Consider the following 17,060-nt stretch of genomic DNA (forward strand, 5'->3'; position numbering starts at 1 on the left):
CGGCCGCCGTCACCGCGTCGTTACCGATTTCGCTTTTTTGAAGGACCTGCCATGTGCGGCATCGTAGGCGTAGTTTCCCGTTCTCCCGTCAACCAGCTCCTCTATGACGCGCTGCTGCTCCTGCAGCACCGTGGTCAGGACGCGGCCGGCATCGCCACCGCGAACGGCAGCACGTTCCATATGCACAAGGCCAACGGCATGGTGCGCGACGTGTTCCGCACGCGCAACATGCGTAGCCTGCCTGGCAACAGCGGCATCGGCCAGGTGCGTTATCCGACGGCCGGCTCGGCGTCGAGCGAAGAAGAAGCCCAGCCGTTCTACGTGAACGCGCCGTTCGGCATCGTCCTCGCCCACAACGGCAATCTCACCAACTGGCAACAGTTGAAGGACGAGATGTTCCGGGTGGACCGCCGCCACATCAATACCCGTTCCGACACCGAAGTGCTGCTCAACGTGCTCGCGCATGAAGTGCAGCTCGCCAGCACCGGTCTCGAACTCGATCCGGCCGCGCTCTTCAAAGCCGTCTCGGGCGTCCACCGCCGCCTGCGCGGCTCGTACGCGATCGTCTCGCTGATCGCCGGCTACGGTCTGCTCGCGTTCCGCGACCCGTTCGGCATTCGCCCGCTGTGCATCGGCAAGCAGGAAACGCCGGAAGGCACGGAATGGATGCTGGCTTCGGAATCGGTGGCGCTCGAAGGCATCGGCTTCGAATTCGTGCGCGACGTGCGCCCCGGCGAAGCGGTGTTCATCGACTTCGACGGTAATTTCCATTCGCAGCAGTGCGCCCAGTCGCCCAGGCTCAACCCGTGCATCTTCGAACTCGTGTACCTCGCGCGTCCGGATTCGGTGCTCGACGGCGTGCCGGTCTACAACGCGCGTCTGCGCATGGGCGACTATCTCGCCGAGAAGATCCAGCGCGAACTGCCCGACGTGAAGATCGACGTGGTCATGCCGATTCCCGATTCGTCGCGTCCCGCGGCGATGCAGGTGGCGAACAAGCTGGGCGTGGAATACCGCGAAGGCTTCTTCAAGAACCGCTACGTCGGCCGCACCTTCATCATGCCGGGCCAGGCGATGCGCAAGAAGTCGGTGCGCCAGAAGCTCAACGCCATGGGCATCGAGTTCAAGGGCAAGAACGTGCTGATCATCGACGACTCGATCGTGCGCGGCACCACCTCGCAGGAAATCGTGCAGATGGCGCGCGATGCGGGCGCAACCAGGGTGATCTTCGCTTCGGCGGCGCCGCCCGTGAAATTCCCGAACGTGTACGGGATCGACATGCCCACGCGTGGCGAGCTGGTGGCGCATGGCCGCACGGATGAAGAAGTCGCGCGCATCATCGGCGCCGATTACCTCGTCTATCAGGACGTGGAAGCGCTCAAGAAGGCCGTGCGCGACATCAACCCGGAACTGGGCGACTTCGAGGCTTCGTGCTTCGACGGCGAATACATCACCGGCGACATCACGAGCGCTTATCTCGACAACATCGAGGCCGCGCGTCTTGCTCCGCAATCGCAGTCGGATCGCGATGCCGCGAGCGACGCGCAGGATGGCGGCACGCGTTCGCAACTGCACCTGCAACTCTCGGTGGAGTGATGGACGACGCCAGGCGCGGCGCGCTGCCCGCAGCCTGGCGTGTTATGCCGAAAGCCCGCTTTTGCCGATGCAAAAGCGGGCTTTTTTGCGTCCGCGCGCCGGTTTCAATGCGTGTGCGGACATGACCGACGATTCAGGCTACGGATACACGGATACACGGAAATGGACGACAACCTCAACTTCGACACGCTGGCCGTGCGCTCGGGCACGCTGCGCAGCGAGTTCAACGAGCATTCGGAAGCGCTCTTCCTCACGTCGAGCTTCTGCTTCGGCAGCGCCGCCGAAGCCGCCGAGCGCTTTGCGAACTCCGAAACCGGCTATACGTACGCGCGTTTCACCAATCCCACCGTCACGATGTTCCAGGAGCGGCTGGCGGCGCTCGAAGGCGGCGAAGCCTGCATGGCCACGGCGTCGGGCATGGCCGCGATCATGTCGGTGGTGATGTCCACGTTGCAGCAGGGCGATCACATCGTCAGCTCGCGCAGCCTGTTCGGCTCGACGCTCGGCATGTTCTCGCAGATTTTCCCGCGCTTCGGCATCACGGCCACCTTTGTCGATCCTCACGACCTCGACGCGTGGCGGCAGGCGGTACGCCCGGAAACGAAGATGTTTTTCCTCGAAACGCCGTCGAACCCGCTCACCGAAATCGCCGATATCGAAGCCGTGAGCCGGATCGCGAAGGCCGCGGGCGCGCTTTTCGTTGTCGATAACTGTTTCTGTAGCCCGGCGTTGCAACAGCCGCTGAAGTTCGGCGCGGACGTGGTGATGCATTCGGCCACCAAGTTCCTCGACGGCCAGGGGCGCGTGCTGGGCGGTGCCCTGGTCGGCTCGAAGTCGTTCATCCAGGAGAAGGTGTTCCCGTTCGTGCGCAGCGCGGGACCGACGCTGTCCGCGTTCAATGCGTGGGTCCTGCTCAAGGGCATGGAAACGCTCTCGCTGCGCGTGGAAAAACAGTCGGACAACGCGCTCGAGATCGCGCGCTGGCTCGAAACGCATCCGGCCGTGAAACGCGTCCATTACCCGGGCCTCGAATCGCATCCGCAGCACGCGCTGGCGATGCGTCAGCAGAAGAAGGGCGGCGCGATCGTGTCGTTCGAACTCAAGGGCGATACGCCCGAGGCGCAGCGCGCCAACGCCTGGCGCGTGATCGACCACACGAAGGTCTGCTCGATCACGGGCAACCTGGGCGACACGCGCACGACCATCACGCATCCGGCCACCACGACGCACGGCCGCATCGCGCCGGAGGCGCGCGCGGAAGCGGGCATCACGGAAGGGTTGATCCGTCTGGCCGTGGGACTGGAAGATCCTCGGGATGTGCGCCAGGATCTCGCGCGCGGGCTGGATGGTATGCAATAAAACGCCTTGTTTCAGGCGATATTCTATTTCTTGAGTGAGTGCATCATGGCGGTGATTCGTGGCTTGTTCGTCTATCCGGTGAAGTCGTGCGGTGCGATCGCGCTCGATCGCGCGCAGCTCGAAACGCAAGGCTTGAGGTGGGATCGGCACTGGATGGTTGTGGACGCAACGGGCCGTTTCGTTTCCCAGCGCGAATATGCGGCGATGGCGCGTATCGTCCCGGCCTTCGTGCAAGACGGCGTGCAACTCGTGATGGACGGCATCGACGCGGCGCTTGTGCTGCCGTTCCAGCCGCGCGGCAACGAGGCGCGTGTGAGCGCGACGGTCTGGAAGGACACCTTCGATGCGCTCGACGAAGGCGACGAAGCGGCGCAATGGTTCACGCGCGCGCTCGGCGTGCCGGTGCGTCTCGTGCGTTTCGCGCAGGACGTCACGCGGCTTTCGAGCAAGAAGTGGACACAGGACGACGACGCGCCCACGCAATTCGCCGATGGTTTCCCGATTCTCGTCACCAGCGAATCGTCGCTCGCGGAACTCAACGAGCGGCTGGCGGCCAAGGGCGCTGCGCCGGTCTCGATGAGCCGTTTTCGCCCGAATATCGTCGTGGGCGATGCGGGCGAGGCGTTCGACGAAGACTTCATCGACACGCTCTCGATCGAAGGCGATGCGGGTCTTGACGATGTGGTGCTGCGCTTCGTGAAGCCGTGCGCGCGTTGTCCGATCACGACCATCGATCAGCAGACGGGCGAACGCGACGCGCAATGGCCCACCGAGCCGCTCGATACCTTGCAGACGTTTCGCGTCGATGCGCGTGTGGATGGCGGTCTGACCTTCGGACAGAACGCGATCGTCGTCAGCGGCGCGGGCAGGCGCGTGGCGGTGGGCGCGCAGGCGCAGTGGGAATATCGCTTCGAATAAGGCGCTTTAGACGCTTTAGATGTTTCGGGCGCGCGAGGCGCTCAGTGCGCGGGCAGCGCGCGCCATTGTCCGGGGGCGAGCCCGAAGCGCCGCGTGAAGGCGTGCGTGAAAGCGCTCTGGTCGCCAAAACCAACTTCGAGCGCGATTTGCGTGAGCGAGCAGCGCGGGTCCGCGAGCAGCGCAAGCGAGGTGTCGAGCCGCAGACGCTGCAGATAGCGATGCGGCGTCTCGCCGAACGCTTCGATAAAAAGCTGATGAAAGCGCCGCACGCCGAAGCCGCAATGAACGGCCAGATCGGCGATACGCAGTGGTTCCGCGAGATGCGCGCGCAGCCAGCGGTCGATGCGCGCGAAATCGAGTCCGGCCGCCGCCGTGGCGTTCGCATTGCCGGCAATGCCGGTTTGCGCGATCACGGCCGCGCACAGGCGCGTTGAAGCGTCCCAATGAAAGCGCCGCGCGCGCAGGTCCATATCGGTGTCCTCGGCGTCCTGCTGCGCCAGGCACGCACGCCCGGCGATCTGGCGCACGAGCGCCGTGAGCGCCGGGTCGACACGCACGGCGCGCGCGGTATCGAACAGCCGCTCGGGCACCGCGAGCGACGCGGCGGGCAGATCCAGCACGAGCTGGCAGTTCTCGCCGATGCCCACATAGTCATGACGGGCGCCCGCCGGAATCAGCCAGGCCGAACATTCGTCGATGCGCTCGCCCACGCCGTTCACCGACATCTCCATCGACCCGTCGAGCCCGAGCACGATCTGGTGAAAGTCGTGCAGATCGGTGGCCTCGATCGCGCCGTAGCGGCGCAATTCGACACCGGGCGCGATGACGGGAGCGTGGTGATGCGGGTTCATGTCGAGCGGCGCGGCGAGCCAATACGGGTAGACCACGAGGCGGTCACGACGACCGCCCTGGCGCTCAGACGCCGAGCAGTTCCACTTCGAACACGAGCGTGGCGTTCGGCGGAATCACACCGCCCGCGCCGCGCACGCCATAGCCGAGTTGCGGCGGAATCGTGAGCTTGCGCACGCCGCCGACCTTCATGCCCTGGACGCCTTCGTCCCAGCCCTTGATGACCATGCCGCCGCCCAGCACGAAGGCGAACGGGTCATTGCGGTCCTTGCTCGAATCGAACTTCTGGCCGTCCGTCAGCCAGCCGGTGTAGTGCACGCTGACCGTCTGGCCGGCCGTGGCTTCGGCGCCGGTGCCTTCAGTCAGGTCTTCATACTTGAGGCCGGATGCGGTGGTCACGATGGACATGGAACACTCCTGAGTCGGATTGGATAAAAGCGCTATTGTAGGCGCTTTGCCGGGCGGCGAGGCGCGACAGACAAGGCGCGTCGCCGTTTTGCGGCAGGCACAGCGCATGCGGGATGATAAGGCGCCCGGGTGCGCAATGCCACCGAGGCTTCGCGCCCCTGCCTATAATGGGGCCTTGGCCAGCCCATTGGGCCAGCCCGCTCAAGCGGGTGAGAAACGAGGAAATCGATGGCGTCGACCACCACTACCCGTAGCGAACGAACAGCGCGTCTGTGTGCCGAGGCCGCGCTTTTCATGCGTGATTACGTGCTGTCGCGCGTATCGCACGATCTTCGCAGTCCCCTGAATGCAATCCATAGCTGGGCCTACGTGCTGGACCGCAAGATCGATAACGCCGATGCCGCCGCGCAGCGCGCGCTCTCCGGCATCCGCACGGGCGTGGAGCAGCAGGTGCATCTGCTCGAAACGCTGGTCGATACGACCCGCGCCGAAACCCGCAAGCTGCAGATCGAACGCGCGCCTTTCGAACTCGACGCGCTGATCGCCGACACCGTGGCGGACGCGCGCGCCGCGCTTGCCGATGAGCGGGGCGTGAGCCTCGCCGTGGAAGGCGTGCCCACTGGCGTCACGCTCGACGCCGGACGCGAGCGCATCGCCCAGGCGCTCTGGCTGCTGCTCGTCTTTGCCGCCGAAACCGGCGCGCACGGCAGCACCGTGACGCTCACCGTGAGCGCCACGGCTGCGGCGGCGCAATTCGAGCTGCGCTGGCAAGCGAGCCTCGACACGCTGACCGACGATGCCCTGCCGCATGTGCTCGAACCCTTTGGCCGCGCGCAGGCCCGCGAGCCGCAGGAAGTGGGGCGTTTCCCGTGGGTGCTCGCGCTTTGCCAGCGCGTGGCGGAAGCCCACGGCGGGCGTTTCGAGGCGCAGCCGCTCGTGCAAGGCGAGGCCGCGCTGTTCACACTGAACGTGCCGGCGGGCGCTGCCTGACGCGCAACGCGGCTTCGTCGCGCCGCGCCGGATTCGCTGCGCCCACCGGGACATTGAGCGCCTGGCCCGCCCACGTGGGCCGCCGATGCCTTACGGGGTTCTTTCACCCCTTATACTGAGCGCTTCGCGATTTCGGAGTTCCAGGTCTTGATTCAGCTCATCGCCCTGATCGGCGCGCTGTTCCTCGTTGCCCTCAACGGTTTTTTCGTCGCGGCGGAGTTCGGCCTCGTCAAGCTGCGCGCGACGCGCGTGCAAAGTCTCGCGGCGGAGCACGGCCTGCGCGGCCGCCTGCTCGCCAAGGTCCACGGCCAGCTCGACGCCTATCTGTCCGCGTGTCAGCTTGGCATCACGCTCGCTTCGCTCGGTCTTGGCTGGATCGGCGAGCCCGCGTTCGCGCAGCTGCTCGAACCCGTGTTCGATTTGGTCGGCGTGCATTCGCCGGAACTGATCCACGCCATTTCGCTCGTGTTCGCCTTCACGGCAATCTCGTTCCTGCATATCGTGGTGGGCGAGCTGGCGCCGAAGTCGCTCGCGATCCGCGAGGCCGAAAAGGTTTCGCTGTGGGCGGCCACGCCGCTCTACGGTTTCTACTGGACGATGTACCCGGCGATCTGGGCGCTCAATTCCAGCGCCAACGCGGTGTTGCGTCTCGCGGGCCTGTCCGCCGATCACGGCGGCGAGGCGCACTACTCGACGGAAGAACTCAAGCTGATTCTGCGTAGCCGCCGCGCCGCCGCCGAGGCCGAAGCCCAGGCCGCGCTGCACTCACATGCCGATACCGGCGCGCACGAAGGTGCACCAGGCCGCGCCGCGCGCCGCCGTCCCGCGCGCGAGGCCGCTGCGGGTCAGGCGCACGCCATGCCCGGCAGCGCGAACGCGCTGAGCGTGGACGAATGGAACACGCTGGCCCATTCGCTCGACTTCTCGCGCCTGACCGTCTCCGACCTCATGCGTCCCGCGCACGAGATGGTGGGCCTGCGCCGCGATCTCTCGCTGAGCGAGAACATGCAGATCGTCGCGCGTCATCGCTTCAGCCGCTATCCGCTTTTCGAAGACGCGTCGGGCGAACATGTCGCGGGCCTGATTCACCTGAAGGATCTGCTGCTCGCGCGCGAGGCCGGCCACACGCTCGACGACCTCGGCAAGTTCGTGCGTCCGGTGCAGTACGTGAAGCCCGAAACGCCCGCGCTCGCGTTGTTCCGGCGCTTTCGCAAGGGCGCGCCGCATTTCGCGCTGGTCGGACGCAAGGGTATGCAGCCGAGCGGTTTCCTCACGCTCGACAATCTGCTGGGCGCGCTGGTGGGGCAGATCCACGACGAATTCCATCAAGCCGATACCGACTGGACCCGCATGGACGACGGTACGCTGATGGGACGCGGCAGTCTGCCGGTGGTGTCGCTGGAACAGGCGCTTGGCATCGACATCGACGAAGGGCGCGCCGAATCGGTGGGCGGTCTCGTGATTCACGCGCTCAACGACTTGCCGACCGAAGGGCAGCGCGTGTCGTTCGATCGTTTCGATATCGTCGTGAAGAAGATGAAAGGGCCGCGCATCGTGCTCGTGCGCGTGTACCCGAAGGATCTGGAAGACGAGGGCGGCTGAGTCTGCGTTTGTCCTATTTGCGCGCGATATTTGCGAGCACCGCCACCGGCATCGCCGCGAGCACATCGCGCGGATACAGCCAGTTCGCCTGGTCGCCCTGAGCGGCGTCCTTGCTGGCGGTGTGGTCCACATCGGCCAGCCAGTCGTGCAGCGCCGACGCCGGGCAGCCCTTCGGCAACGCGATGGCCGTGTCGTCCCAACGTTGCGCCGCGACGCACGGCACATCGCCGTCGAGCAGCGCCGCCGCGTGACGCGTGCCGACGACCACGGCCCAGTGATCGCCGTGGCGGCGCGCGAATGCGATCACATGCGCGGCCAGCGCGCCGTGCACTTTCAACGGCCAATATTCCCCTTCGCGCAGCAGGCCCGGCGCGCGCTCGCGCAGCGCGAGCAGCCGATGGATCACGGCCTGTTTTACCTGTGCGTCGCGCCAGTTCGCGAGCTTCGCGGCGGGTGTGGCGTCATCGAGCGCGGCCGCGCGCAGCGCATAATCCACCGGTCGCCGGTTGTCGGGATCGACCAGGCTGAAGTCCCATAGTTCGGTACCCTGATAAAGATCGGGCACACCCGGCGAGGTCAGGCGCAGCACGGTTTGCAGCAGCGTATTCAACGCGCCTGCGGGCGAGATGCGCGCGACGAACGTGGTTAGCTCGTGCAAAAAGCCGTCGCGCCGCCGCGGCGAGAGAATGTCGAACAAAAATGCCTGGCACTCCGACTCATAGTTTTCATCGGGTGCAATCCAGCTGGTGCGCTGTTTGGCTTCCCGCAGCGCCTTCAGTTGCCATTGCGCGACACGCTCGGCGAGCGCGTGCACGCCCGCTTCGTCGGCGGGATCGAGATCGGGCGGCCAGCAGCCTGCGAGCGTCTGATAGAGCATCGCTTCGAAGGCGGGACCAGGCGACCATTGTGCCGCTTCGTTGAGGTTGTCCCCGGGGCGACGCTGCGGCTGGTTGAGCGTCGACCAGGCGCGCAGCGTGGCGCTCCATTCGGACGCGATTTCGCTGAGTACGGCGAGGCGCGCGCGCACGTCCTCTCCACGCTTGTGATCGTGGGTGGCGGTCGCGAGCAACGCATAGGGCGTGCGCCGCTGACGCTGCGCATTGGCGGCGTGGAAAGCCTCCACGTCGAGCGAAAAATCGTCGGGATCGGTGCCCACGTCATTGCGCGAAAGCAGGCGGCCATAGCGATAGAGCGCGGTGTCCTCGGTTGCCTTCGCCGCGAGCGGTGCAGTCAATTGCGAGAACAACGCGAGCGCCGTGCGCTGCGCGATCAGGGCGTGGCTCAAGGGCGTGGCGGGCGGATTCTGTCCGCCGTGTTTGCCCGCGCGCGCTGCCTTTCCATCGTTGCCGCCGTTACCTTTAGTCGCCGGGTCAGGCGCATGCGCGCCAAGCCATGCATCGACCTGATCGAGAGCGCCCTGATTCGCTCGCGGCAGCGTCTTGCGCGCGGCCGCGAGCGCCACATCGAAATAGCGGTTATCGATTGCGCTGCGCAGGCCGTTGCTGGGGTAGATCCGATAAACCGGAAAGTGCGTCGCCAGTTGCGCCACGGTGCGATGCACACTCGCGAAGGTGAAGTCGCGCGTGCCGGGTTGCTCGCGTGCGATCCGGTGCAGCGCGCGCGCCGCATGATCGAGTTCCGCCGCCAGCGATGCGGTCAATATCTCGCGGCGCGCGTCGAGCGACACCTGCGCGAATGGCGCATCGTCGCCCGAGATCGCGGCCCACGCTTCGGCCAGCGGCACGACGCCTGCGGGATCGTGCAGCAGCGCGCCCACATCGTTCATGAAGTCATAGCCGGTCGTGCCCTGTACCGGCCAGTCGTCGCGCAGCGCCTCGCCGCGCGCGAGAATCTTTTCGACCACGATATAAGGGGCGCCCGCGCGCAACGAGGCGAGCCGCTGGCGCAGGCGCTCGCAGTATTCGCGCGGATCGGCCAGGCCGTCGACATGATCGATGCGCAGCCCGTCGATCACGCCTTCGGCATAGAGCCGAAAGATCAATTTGTGTACGGCCTCGAATACGTCGTGCCGTTCCACGCGCACACCCGCGAGCGCACTCACGTCGAAGAAGCGCCGCCAGTTCACTTCGTCGGTGGCCGTGCGCCACCAGGCGAGGCGAAAATGCTGGCGCTCCAGTAGCCGATGCAAGCGATCACGCGACACGGGATCATCGGTTCCATAGGATTCCAGAATGAAATCGATGGCATCCGTGCCTTCGCGCGCGACGAAATCGCGCAAGGCGTCGCGCGCGGCGGCGGCGCGCATCTGGTCGTCGGGTTGGGTGCTGAGGCCTTGAAAAGGCGCGGCAAGCGCAGCCAGATCGGCGCGATTGGCCGCTTGCAGCAGCGCCGCGTATTCGGTCGGGCAGATCGGGCAGACATGCGGCCCGTATTGCGCGAAAAAGCGCGCATTGGCCGCGTCGAACTTCAGCTCGATGCGGCCAGCCGCGAGTTCTTCGCCATACTGCGCGCCGAGGAACGGCATCAGCACCTTGCCGCGCAGCGCCGGATCGGGCGAGTGCCAATCCACGTCGAAATGACGCGCAAACGCGCTATGCCGCCCCCATTCGAGAATGTCGAGCCACCACGCGTTATGCGATCCGCCCACGCCCATGTGGTTGGGCACCATATCCACGATGAGGCCCATGCCGCGCGCGTGCACCGCTGCCGCCAGACGCCGCAGTGCGCCTTCGCCGCCCAGTTCGGCGCTCACCGTGCCGTAATCGACCGTGTCGTAGCCGTGCATCGAACCGGGCTGCGCGGTCGTGACCGGCGAAAGATACAAGTGGCTCACGCCGAGCGCGGCGAAATAATCGAGTTGCGCGAGCGCGTCGTCGAACGTGAAGTCGTGATGCAGCTGCAGGCGCAGCGTGGCGCGGGGAATGGTCATGGCGTCGGCGGAACGGCGGGCGCGGCGGGGTCGTCGCTCGGGCCGTGGTCCGTATCACTGATTGATGCATGCGCCGTTCCCGCGGCTTCGCGCGCGCGCACGATCGTCTCGACGCGTGCGGCGAAGGCGGGATCGGCAAACAGGGCGTCGACGGGCAGCGGCAGGCGCTGGCGCCAGTTCGGATGCTCGTCTATCGAGCCGGGCAGGTTCGGCTGGTCGGCGAGTCCCAGCAGGTCTTCGAGCGGACAGGTCACGAGTGGGCTCGCGCTCGCGGCCACGTAACCGAGCGCGCCGTTCACGGGGGCATCGTCGGGAGGCGCAACGGCGGCCTCCGGTGCCGCGAAGCCGGTCTGCTGGAGCGCGCGCCATAGCGCGGCGCGGTCGGTCTCGCGCTGCGCATGTTCGAGCGCGACGGGGTCTCGCCCGTCCGCGCGCGGCAGGGTCTGGCCGATGCGGTGGCGCCAGTCGATGTCGGCGCCGCGCCACCAGCCCGCGATTGTCGGCAGATCGTGCGTGGTCGTGGTGGCGACGCCATGCGGGTCGTAGCGCGCGGGCGGCAGGAAGCCGTCGCCTTCGCGCTCGAACCAGAGCACACGGATGCCGTAGAGACCGTGCGCGGCCAGGCGCTCGCGCAGACCGGGCGGCACGGTGCCCAGATCCTCGCCGATCGCGATCGCGCTATGACGCCACGATTCGAGCGCGATGAGCCGCACGAGATCGTCGAACGGATAGCGCAGATACGCGCCATGTTTCGCGCTCTCGCCCTCGGGCACGAGCCACAGCCGCCGCAGCCCGAGAATGTGGTCGATACGCACGCCGCCCGCGTGTGCGAACGCCGCGCGCAACATGTCGATGAAGGCGCGAAAACCGTTGTTGTGCATCGCGCGCGGCGAAAACGTCGTGAGGCCCCAGCTTTGCCCGGCCTGATTGAAGATGTCGGGCGGTGCGCCTACCGACACGCGTTGCAACATGTCGTTGGGCAACGACCACGCATGTGAGCCCGCGCCGTCGCAGCCCACGGCGAGATCGGCGATCAGGCCGATCGCCATGCCCGCGTCGCGCGCGGCGCGCTGCGCCTGCGTCAGGCCTTCGGCGGCGAGCCATTGCAGGAAGCGGTAAAAGTCCACTTCGCGGCGGTGTTCGGTGGCGAAGGTCGTGACCGCGGGATTGCGCGGATCGCGCAGCGCCTCGGGCCAGTCGCGCCAGTGGCGCATACCGGCGGACGCTTGCGATCCGCCGCTGAGCATCGCTTCCTGAAGCGCTTCGAAACGCGCGTGATCTTCGAGCGCTTCGCCGCCGCGCGCGCAGAAGGCCTCGAAAGCGGCCGCGCGCGGCGATCCGCTCGCGCGCTCAGTCGCGTCGAAGCGTTCGAACAGCACGCGCAGCACCTTGAGCTTGAGCGGCACGGCGCGTTGCCAGTCGATCAGCGGCAGCGCTTCGAGTTCGCGCCAGGCGTCGCCCGCCTGGGCCGCGACGATGGCATCGTGCGCGGCCTGATCGCCGAACACGGCGGCGGGATCGATATGCGTGACATTGAGCCAGAGCCGCGAGGACGGCGAGTAAGGGCTGAAATGGCCCGGCTCGGCGCAGAACATCGCATGGGTGGGACTGACCGCGAGCGCCTGTGCGCCGTGCCGTGCGCTGTGAGCCGCGAGCGTCGCCAGTGCACTATAGTCGCCGATGCCGCCATCGCCATTGCGTCGGAGTCCGTACAATTGCGCGGCGACGCTCCACAGCAGTGGTACGTGCCCGCCGTCGCTGCCGTGGCGCGTGCGCCATGCGTCGGCGACGTTGTGGCAACGCGGCGGCGCGACCGCGATCTTTAACCGGTGGTCGTTGACGCTGAGCGTGTGATAGCCTGGCTCGGCAAGCGGCGCGAGCAGCGCTGGCGCACCCTTAGGCGACGTGAAGCGGCCTTCGATGTGCTCGCCGTTCTCCAGCTCCACGCGATAGTGGCTGCCCGTGCGCACCACCGATGCGGGCAATTCGATCGCGCTCTCGTATTCGGCGGTGATGAGCGGCGGCAGGCGGCGCGACGATTGTTCCGCGTTGAGCACGGACGCGCTGTGGCGGATTTGCGTGGCGTTCGCGCAGGGCAGGCCCATGCATTCGAGCAGCGCTTCGAGCGTGCTGTCCGGCACGCGTTGCGCGACGCCATGGGCGTCCGACCATTCGACTTCGAAGCCCGCGCGCTGCGCGAGGTCCGCGAGCGCTTCGCTGCGCCGCGCGCTGCTGGTGCCACTGTTAGGGTCTTTCATGCGAACGGCTCCTCGCGCCGCACCGTGCGCGCGTCATGATGCTGCGCATACTCGGATACGTTGCCGGTGAGCCAGACCACGCAGGCGCTTTCGGGCAGCACGCCGTTATCCGTGCGATCGCGTGCGCGCGGCGGCGTTTCGAACACCACCTGGCCTTCGGGCGGCGATTCGAGCCGCACGCCGTCATGGCCGAGATTGAGCGCGATCGTCCACGTCTGCCCGTCGTCCAGACGCCAACGCGCGATCAGGGCGCGCGCGCCGTTGCCTTCGTCGTCGGCAAGTACTTGCGCGCCGAGCGCGCGCGCGTGGTGCAGGCGCGGCGTCAGCAGACGCGCGCGCACCACCAGCGCGGATTTATAGAAGTGCATCCAGTCGCGTCGCTCGTCGTCGAGCGGCGCATCGGTGGGCGGCGACGAATTGATGAACGTCTGCACGTCGTTCGGATCGGGAATCTGCTCGCGCTGCTTTTCGTCATTGAACGCGGCGAAAGCCTTGAATTCGCGGCGGCGTCCTTCTCGCACCGCATCGGCGAGGTCGCCTTCGAAGGCCGTGAAAAACTGGAACGGCTGCGTCGAGCCGTATTCCTCTTCCATGAACAGCAGCGGAATCTGCGGTGACAGCAGCAAAAGCGCAGTGGCCGCGCGCAGTGCATCGTCGTCGGCGAGCGTGCGCAGACGCTCGCCGAACGCGCGGTTGCCGATCTGATCGTGATTCTGCAGGAACATCACGAACGAGGTGGGCGGCAGGTGCCCACTCGGCTCGCCGCGCGGCTTGCCGTCATGGACGGGCGACGGATCGCCCTGATATACGAAACCTTCGCTGAGTGCGCGCGCGAGTTTCTGGATCGGGTGATCGGTGAAGCCGCGGTAATAGCCCTGCGATTCGCCGGTTAGCATGACGTGCAGCGCGTGATGCACATCGTCGTTCCATTGCGCGTTGAAATGCGACTCCAGAAGATTGGCTTCGTTATGCTCATTTTCCAGCACCAGATGCACATGGCGGCCTGGCTCCACGCGAGCGTGAACATGATCGGCGAGTTCGCGCAGCCACTCGGGATTGTCGATCGCGTGCACGGCGTCCAGGCGCAGACCGTCGAAGCGATATTCGGTGAGCCAGTAAAGTGCGTTATCGCTGTAGAAGTCGCGCACTTCGGGGCGCTCGAAGTCGAGCGCCTCGCCCCAGGGCGTGTGCGAGCCGGCCTTGAAAAAAGGCCTGGCGTACTGGCCGAGCCAGTTGCCGTCCGGGCCGAAGTGGTTGTAGACCACGTCGAGGAACACCTGCAAACCCAGCCCGTGCGCGGTGTCGATGAGTTCCTTGAGTTCGTCGGGCGTGCCGTAGGCCGCGTGCGGCGCGTAGGGCAGCACGACGTCATAACCCCAGCCGCGCTCGCCCGGATAGTCGTTCAGCGGCATCAGTTCGATGGCCGTGATGCCGATGTCGACCAGCGCAGGCAGGCGCTTCATCACGCCGCGATAGCCGCCGAGCGCGCCAACGTGCAACTCGTAGAGCACCGTTTCTTCCCACGGACGGCCGCGCCAATGCGTGTGCTGCCAGGCATAGGCGCGCGCGTCGAGCACTTCGCTCGGGCCGTGCACGCCTTGCGGCTGAAAGCGCGAAGCGGGGTCGGGCACGAGTTGATCGTCGTTGATTCGATAGCGATAGCGCGTGCCCGCGCCGCACGGAGCCTGCGCCTCGAACCAGCCGTTGTGCGAAGGCGTCATGTCTAGCGGCGCGGCAGTCTCGTGCCCGTCTGCACCCTCGAACACCACCTGTACGGCGCTGCACGACGGCGCCCAGAAGCGAAAGCGCGTGTGCGGCTGTTTGAGCGCCGCGCCCGTCAATTGCGCGCCAAACGGCAGGCAGTGCATGTAATGGCGAACATGCGGCTCGTGAGGCTTGTGCGAATGCGGCGGATCGTTTGGATGCGAGGCCATGGGTGGTTCCTGTAGCTATCCAGCAGCGCTTTCGTCTGCGTTTTCGTCGGCGTCTGCGTTCGGCGCGTTGTCCGTGGGGTGGCGCGGATCGGGCGGCGGCGGGCCGTGCCTGCTGCTTTCAGCGCTCGCATTGGCGTCATGTTCCGCCTGCGGAAATGGCCTGGCGCATAGCACCACAAGCGCATGAGCGCCAACGTCGAACGTCACGTCGCGCAACGCATGCGGCGGCGCATCGGGGTTCGCGGTGTCGAGCAGCACGGACCACGCAAGGCGCGGCGCGGGCGCCGTGAACGTCACGCTATTCGCTGAGGCATTCAACATCATCAACAATACTTCGATTTCGCCATCAAGGCCTGCTCCCGCGCGCCGCACCGCTAACACATGCGATTGCGGATCCTGCCACGCTTGCGGCGAGAGCCGCTCGCCGTGCTCGTCGAACCAGTCGATGTCGTGTACATCAGGCAGCACCTCGCGGTCACCGAACAGAAAGTGCGTCTCACGCAGCAAGGGATGATCCCGGCGCAGCGCGATGGCGCGCGCGGCAAACGTGGTCATGGCTTCGCCTTGCGGCGTGGCCGCGAGCGACCAGTCGAGCCATGAAATCTCGTTGTCCTGGCAGTAGGCGTTGTTGTTGCCGCGCTGCGTGCGGCGGGTTTCATCGCCGGCCAGCAGCATCGGCGTGCCGATCGCAATGAACAGCGTCGCCAGCATCGAACGCGCGACGCGCGCGCGCGTGTCGAGAATCGCGGGATCGTCCGTCGGCCCTTCCACGCCCCAGTTCGCGCTCCAGTTTTCGTTGTGGCCGTCGCGGTTGTCTTCGCCATTTGCTTCGTTATGCTTGTCTTCGTACGAGACCAGATCGGCCAGCGTGAAGCCGTCGTGCGAAGTCACGAAATTGAGCGAGGCCCACGGGCGCCGCGTGCGTTTGTCGAACAGATCGGCCGAACCCGTGAGGCGCGCGGCGAGATCGGCACGCTGGCCCGGCGCGCCGCGCCAGTAACGCCGTACGCTGTCGCGAAAGCGGTCGTTCCATTCCGCGAAGCCGGGCGGATGATTGCCGAGTTGATAACCGCCTGGCCCCACATCCCACGGCTCGGAAATCAGTTTGACCTGTGAAAGCACGGGGTCCTGGCGCAGCACATCGAAAAAGCCGCTGGCGGGATCGAAGCCGTGCGCCTCGCGCCCGAGCGTCACGCCCAGATCGAAACGAAAACCGTCGATGCGGTACGACGTGACCCAGTAGCGCAGCGAATCGACGACCATCTGCAGGACACGCGGATGCGAAAGATTGACCGTGTTGCCGCAGCCCGTATCGTTGATGAGGTGGCGCTCGTCACCGGGCACGCAGCGGTAATAACAGGCGTTGTCGAGGCCGCGCCACGATACCGTGGGGCCGATTTCGCCGCCTTCGCAGGTGTGGTTGTAGACCACGTCGAGGATCACCTCGATGCCCGCCGCGTGCAACTGGCGCACGGCGATGCGCATCTCGTCGGGGTCGTAGCCCGAGAGATACGACGGTTCGGGCGCGAAGAACGCCGCGGTGTTGTAGCCCCAGTAATTGCGCAAACCGCGCTCGACCAGAAAGCGCTCGTTGAGAAATGCGTGCACGGGCAGCAGCTCGACGGCGGTTACGCCGAGTTTGTGCAGATGATCGATGAAACGCGGCGCGCCGAGCGCGGCGAAGGTGCCGCGCGTATGCGAGCGCAGATCGTGACGCATCATCGACACGCCGCGCAGATGCGTCTCGTAGATGACGGTCTTGCCCCAGGGCGTATTGGGGCGCACGTCGTGCGACCAGTCGAAGGTCTCATGGCTGACCACGGCCTTGGGCATCGCGGGTGCGGAGTCGCGCCGGTCGAGCGAGAGATCGCTACGGTTCGAATGCACGCGATAGCCATAGAGCGTGTCGGACCAGCGAAACTGGCCGACCAGGCGCCGCGCGTAGGGATCGAGCAGCAGCTTGTACGGATTGAAACGGTGCCCCTCATGCGGCTGATACGGACCATGCGCGCGCAGACCATAGACGGTGCCAGGATGTGCGCCTGGCAGATAGCCGTGCCAGATTTCGTCGGTGCATTCTGGCAGGGTGTAGCGCGTGCGCTCCTTGCGCCCGGTGGGGTCGAACAGGCACAACTCGATACGCCACGCGTGTGCGGAAAACACCGCGAAGTTCGTGCCCAACCCGTCCCACGTCGCGCCCAGCGGATACGGCGAACCGGGCAGCAAGCGCTCGGGAATGCCGTTAGCCATATCGAT

General features: G+C 66.2%; 11 protein-coding genes. 5 read left to right on the forward strand and 6 right to left on the reverse strand.

Annotation, left to right across the window (positions count from 1 at the left end; genetic code table 11):
- The first annotated feature begins 51 nt into the window (after positions 1-51).
- The 3 genes from purF (at position 52) to B0G62_RS05930 (ending at position 3,873) form a co-directional block, all read left to right on the forward strand.
- Positions 52-1,596 (forward strand): amidophosphoribosyltransferase, encoded by a 1,545-nt coding sequence (purF, locus tag B0G62_RS05920; RefSeq protein ID WP_103703246.1) that lies wholly within the window; start codon positions 52-54, stop codon positions 1,594-1,596.
- Positions 1,597-1,758: 162 nt separating this feature from the next.
- On the forward strand, positions 1,759-2,955 hold the full coding sequence (locus B0G62_RS05925) for an O-succinylhomoserine sulfhydrylase (RefSeq protein ID WP_103703247.1): 1,197 nt from the start codon (positions 1,759-1,761) through the stop codon (positions 2,953-2,955).
- A 45-nt stretch (positions 2,956-3,000) separates the two neighbouring features.
- On the forward strand, positions 3,001-3,873 hold the full coding sequence (locus tag B0G62_RS05930; protein ID WP_103703248.1) for an MOSC domain-containing protein: 873 nt from the start codon (positions 3,001-3,003) through the stop codon (positions 3,871-3,873).
- Between the two features lie 41 nt (positions 3,874-3,914).
- On the opposite strand, the gene B0G62_RS05935 is transcribed toward B0G62_RS05930, so the two are convergent.
- Both B0G62_RS05935 and B0G62_RS05940 read right to left on the reverse strand, forming a co-directional pair.
- Positions 3,915-4,724: an AraC family transcriptional regulator gene (locus B0G62_RS05935; RefSeq protein ID WP_103703642.1), complete on the reverse strand. Its 810-nt coding sequence runs from the start codon at positions 4,722-4,724 to the stop codon at positions 3,915-3,917.
- A 64-nt stretch (positions 4,725-4,788) separates the two neighbouring features.
- On the reverse strand, positions 4,789-5,130 hold the full coding sequence (locus B0G62_RS05940; protein ID WP_027816921.1) for an FKBP-type peptidyl-prolyl cis-trans isomerase: 342 nt from the start codon (positions 5,128-5,130) through the stop codon (positions 4,789-4,791).
- 294 nt (positions 5,131-5,424) lie between these two features.
- On the opposite strand from B0G62_RS05940, the gene B0G62_RS05945 reads away from it, so the two are divergent.
- Positions 5,425-6,120: a sensor histidine kinase gene (locus B0G62_RS05945; protein WP_244193122.1), complete on the forward strand. Its 696-nt coding sequence runs from the start codon at positions 5,425-5,427 to the stop codon at positions 6,118-6,120.
- A gap of 147 nt (positions 6,121-6,267) precedes the next feature.
- Positions 6,268-7,722, forward strand: a complete 1,455-nt coding sequence (locus tag B0G62_RS05950; RefSeq protein ID WP_103703250.1) for a hemolysin family protein — start codon at positions 6,268-6,270, stop codon at positions 7,720-7,722.
- A 13-nt stretch (positions 7,723-7,735) separates the two neighbouring features.
- Here the strand turns inward: B0G62_RS05950 and treY are convergent, their stop codons facing one another.
- The 4 genes from treY to glgX are packed head-to-tail and all read right to left on the reverse strand — an operon-like array spanning position 7,736 to position 17,054.
- On the reverse strand, positions 7,736-10,612 hold the full coding sequence (treY, locus tag B0G62_RS05955) for a malto-oligosyltrehalose synthase (RefSeq protein WP_103703251.1): 2,877 nt from the start codon (positions 10,610-10,612) through the stop codon (positions 7,736-7,738).
- The gene (gene malQ / locus B0G62_RS05960) at positions 10,609-12,870 is read right to left on the reverse strand and encodes a 4-alpha-glucanotransferase (protein ID WP_103703252.1); all 2,262 of its coding nucleotides are present in this window, start codon (positions 12,868-12,870) and stop codon (positions 10,609-10,611) included. Before malQ ends, treY begins: the two co-directional genes overlap by 4 nt.
- Positions 12,867-14,804 carry a malto-oligosyltrehalose trehalohydrolase gene (gene treZ, locus B0G62_RS05965; protein WP_103703253.1) on the reverse strand — a complete coding sequence of 646 codons (1,938 nt, stop codon included), beginning with the start codon at positions 14,802-14,804 and terminating at the stop codon, positions 12,867-12,869. The genes malQ and treZ overlap by 4 nt, the downstream gene beginning before the upstream one ends.
- Before the next feature lie 15 nt (positions 14,805-14,819).
- A complete protein-coding gene (gene glgX / locus B0G62_RS05970) occupies positions 14,820-17,054 on the reverse strand; it encodes a glycogen debranching protein GlgX (RefSeq protein WP_103703254.1) in 2,235 nt (744 codons plus the stop codon).
- Between the last annotated feature and the right edge of the window lie 6 nt (positions 17,055-17,060).

Origin of the sequence: Paraburkholderia eburnea (assembly GCF_002917095.1) — a bacterium.
Taxonomy (GTDB): domain Bacteria; phylum Pseudomonadota; class Gammaproteobacteria; order Burkholderiales; family Burkholderiaceae; genus Paraburkholderia; species Paraburkholderia eburnea.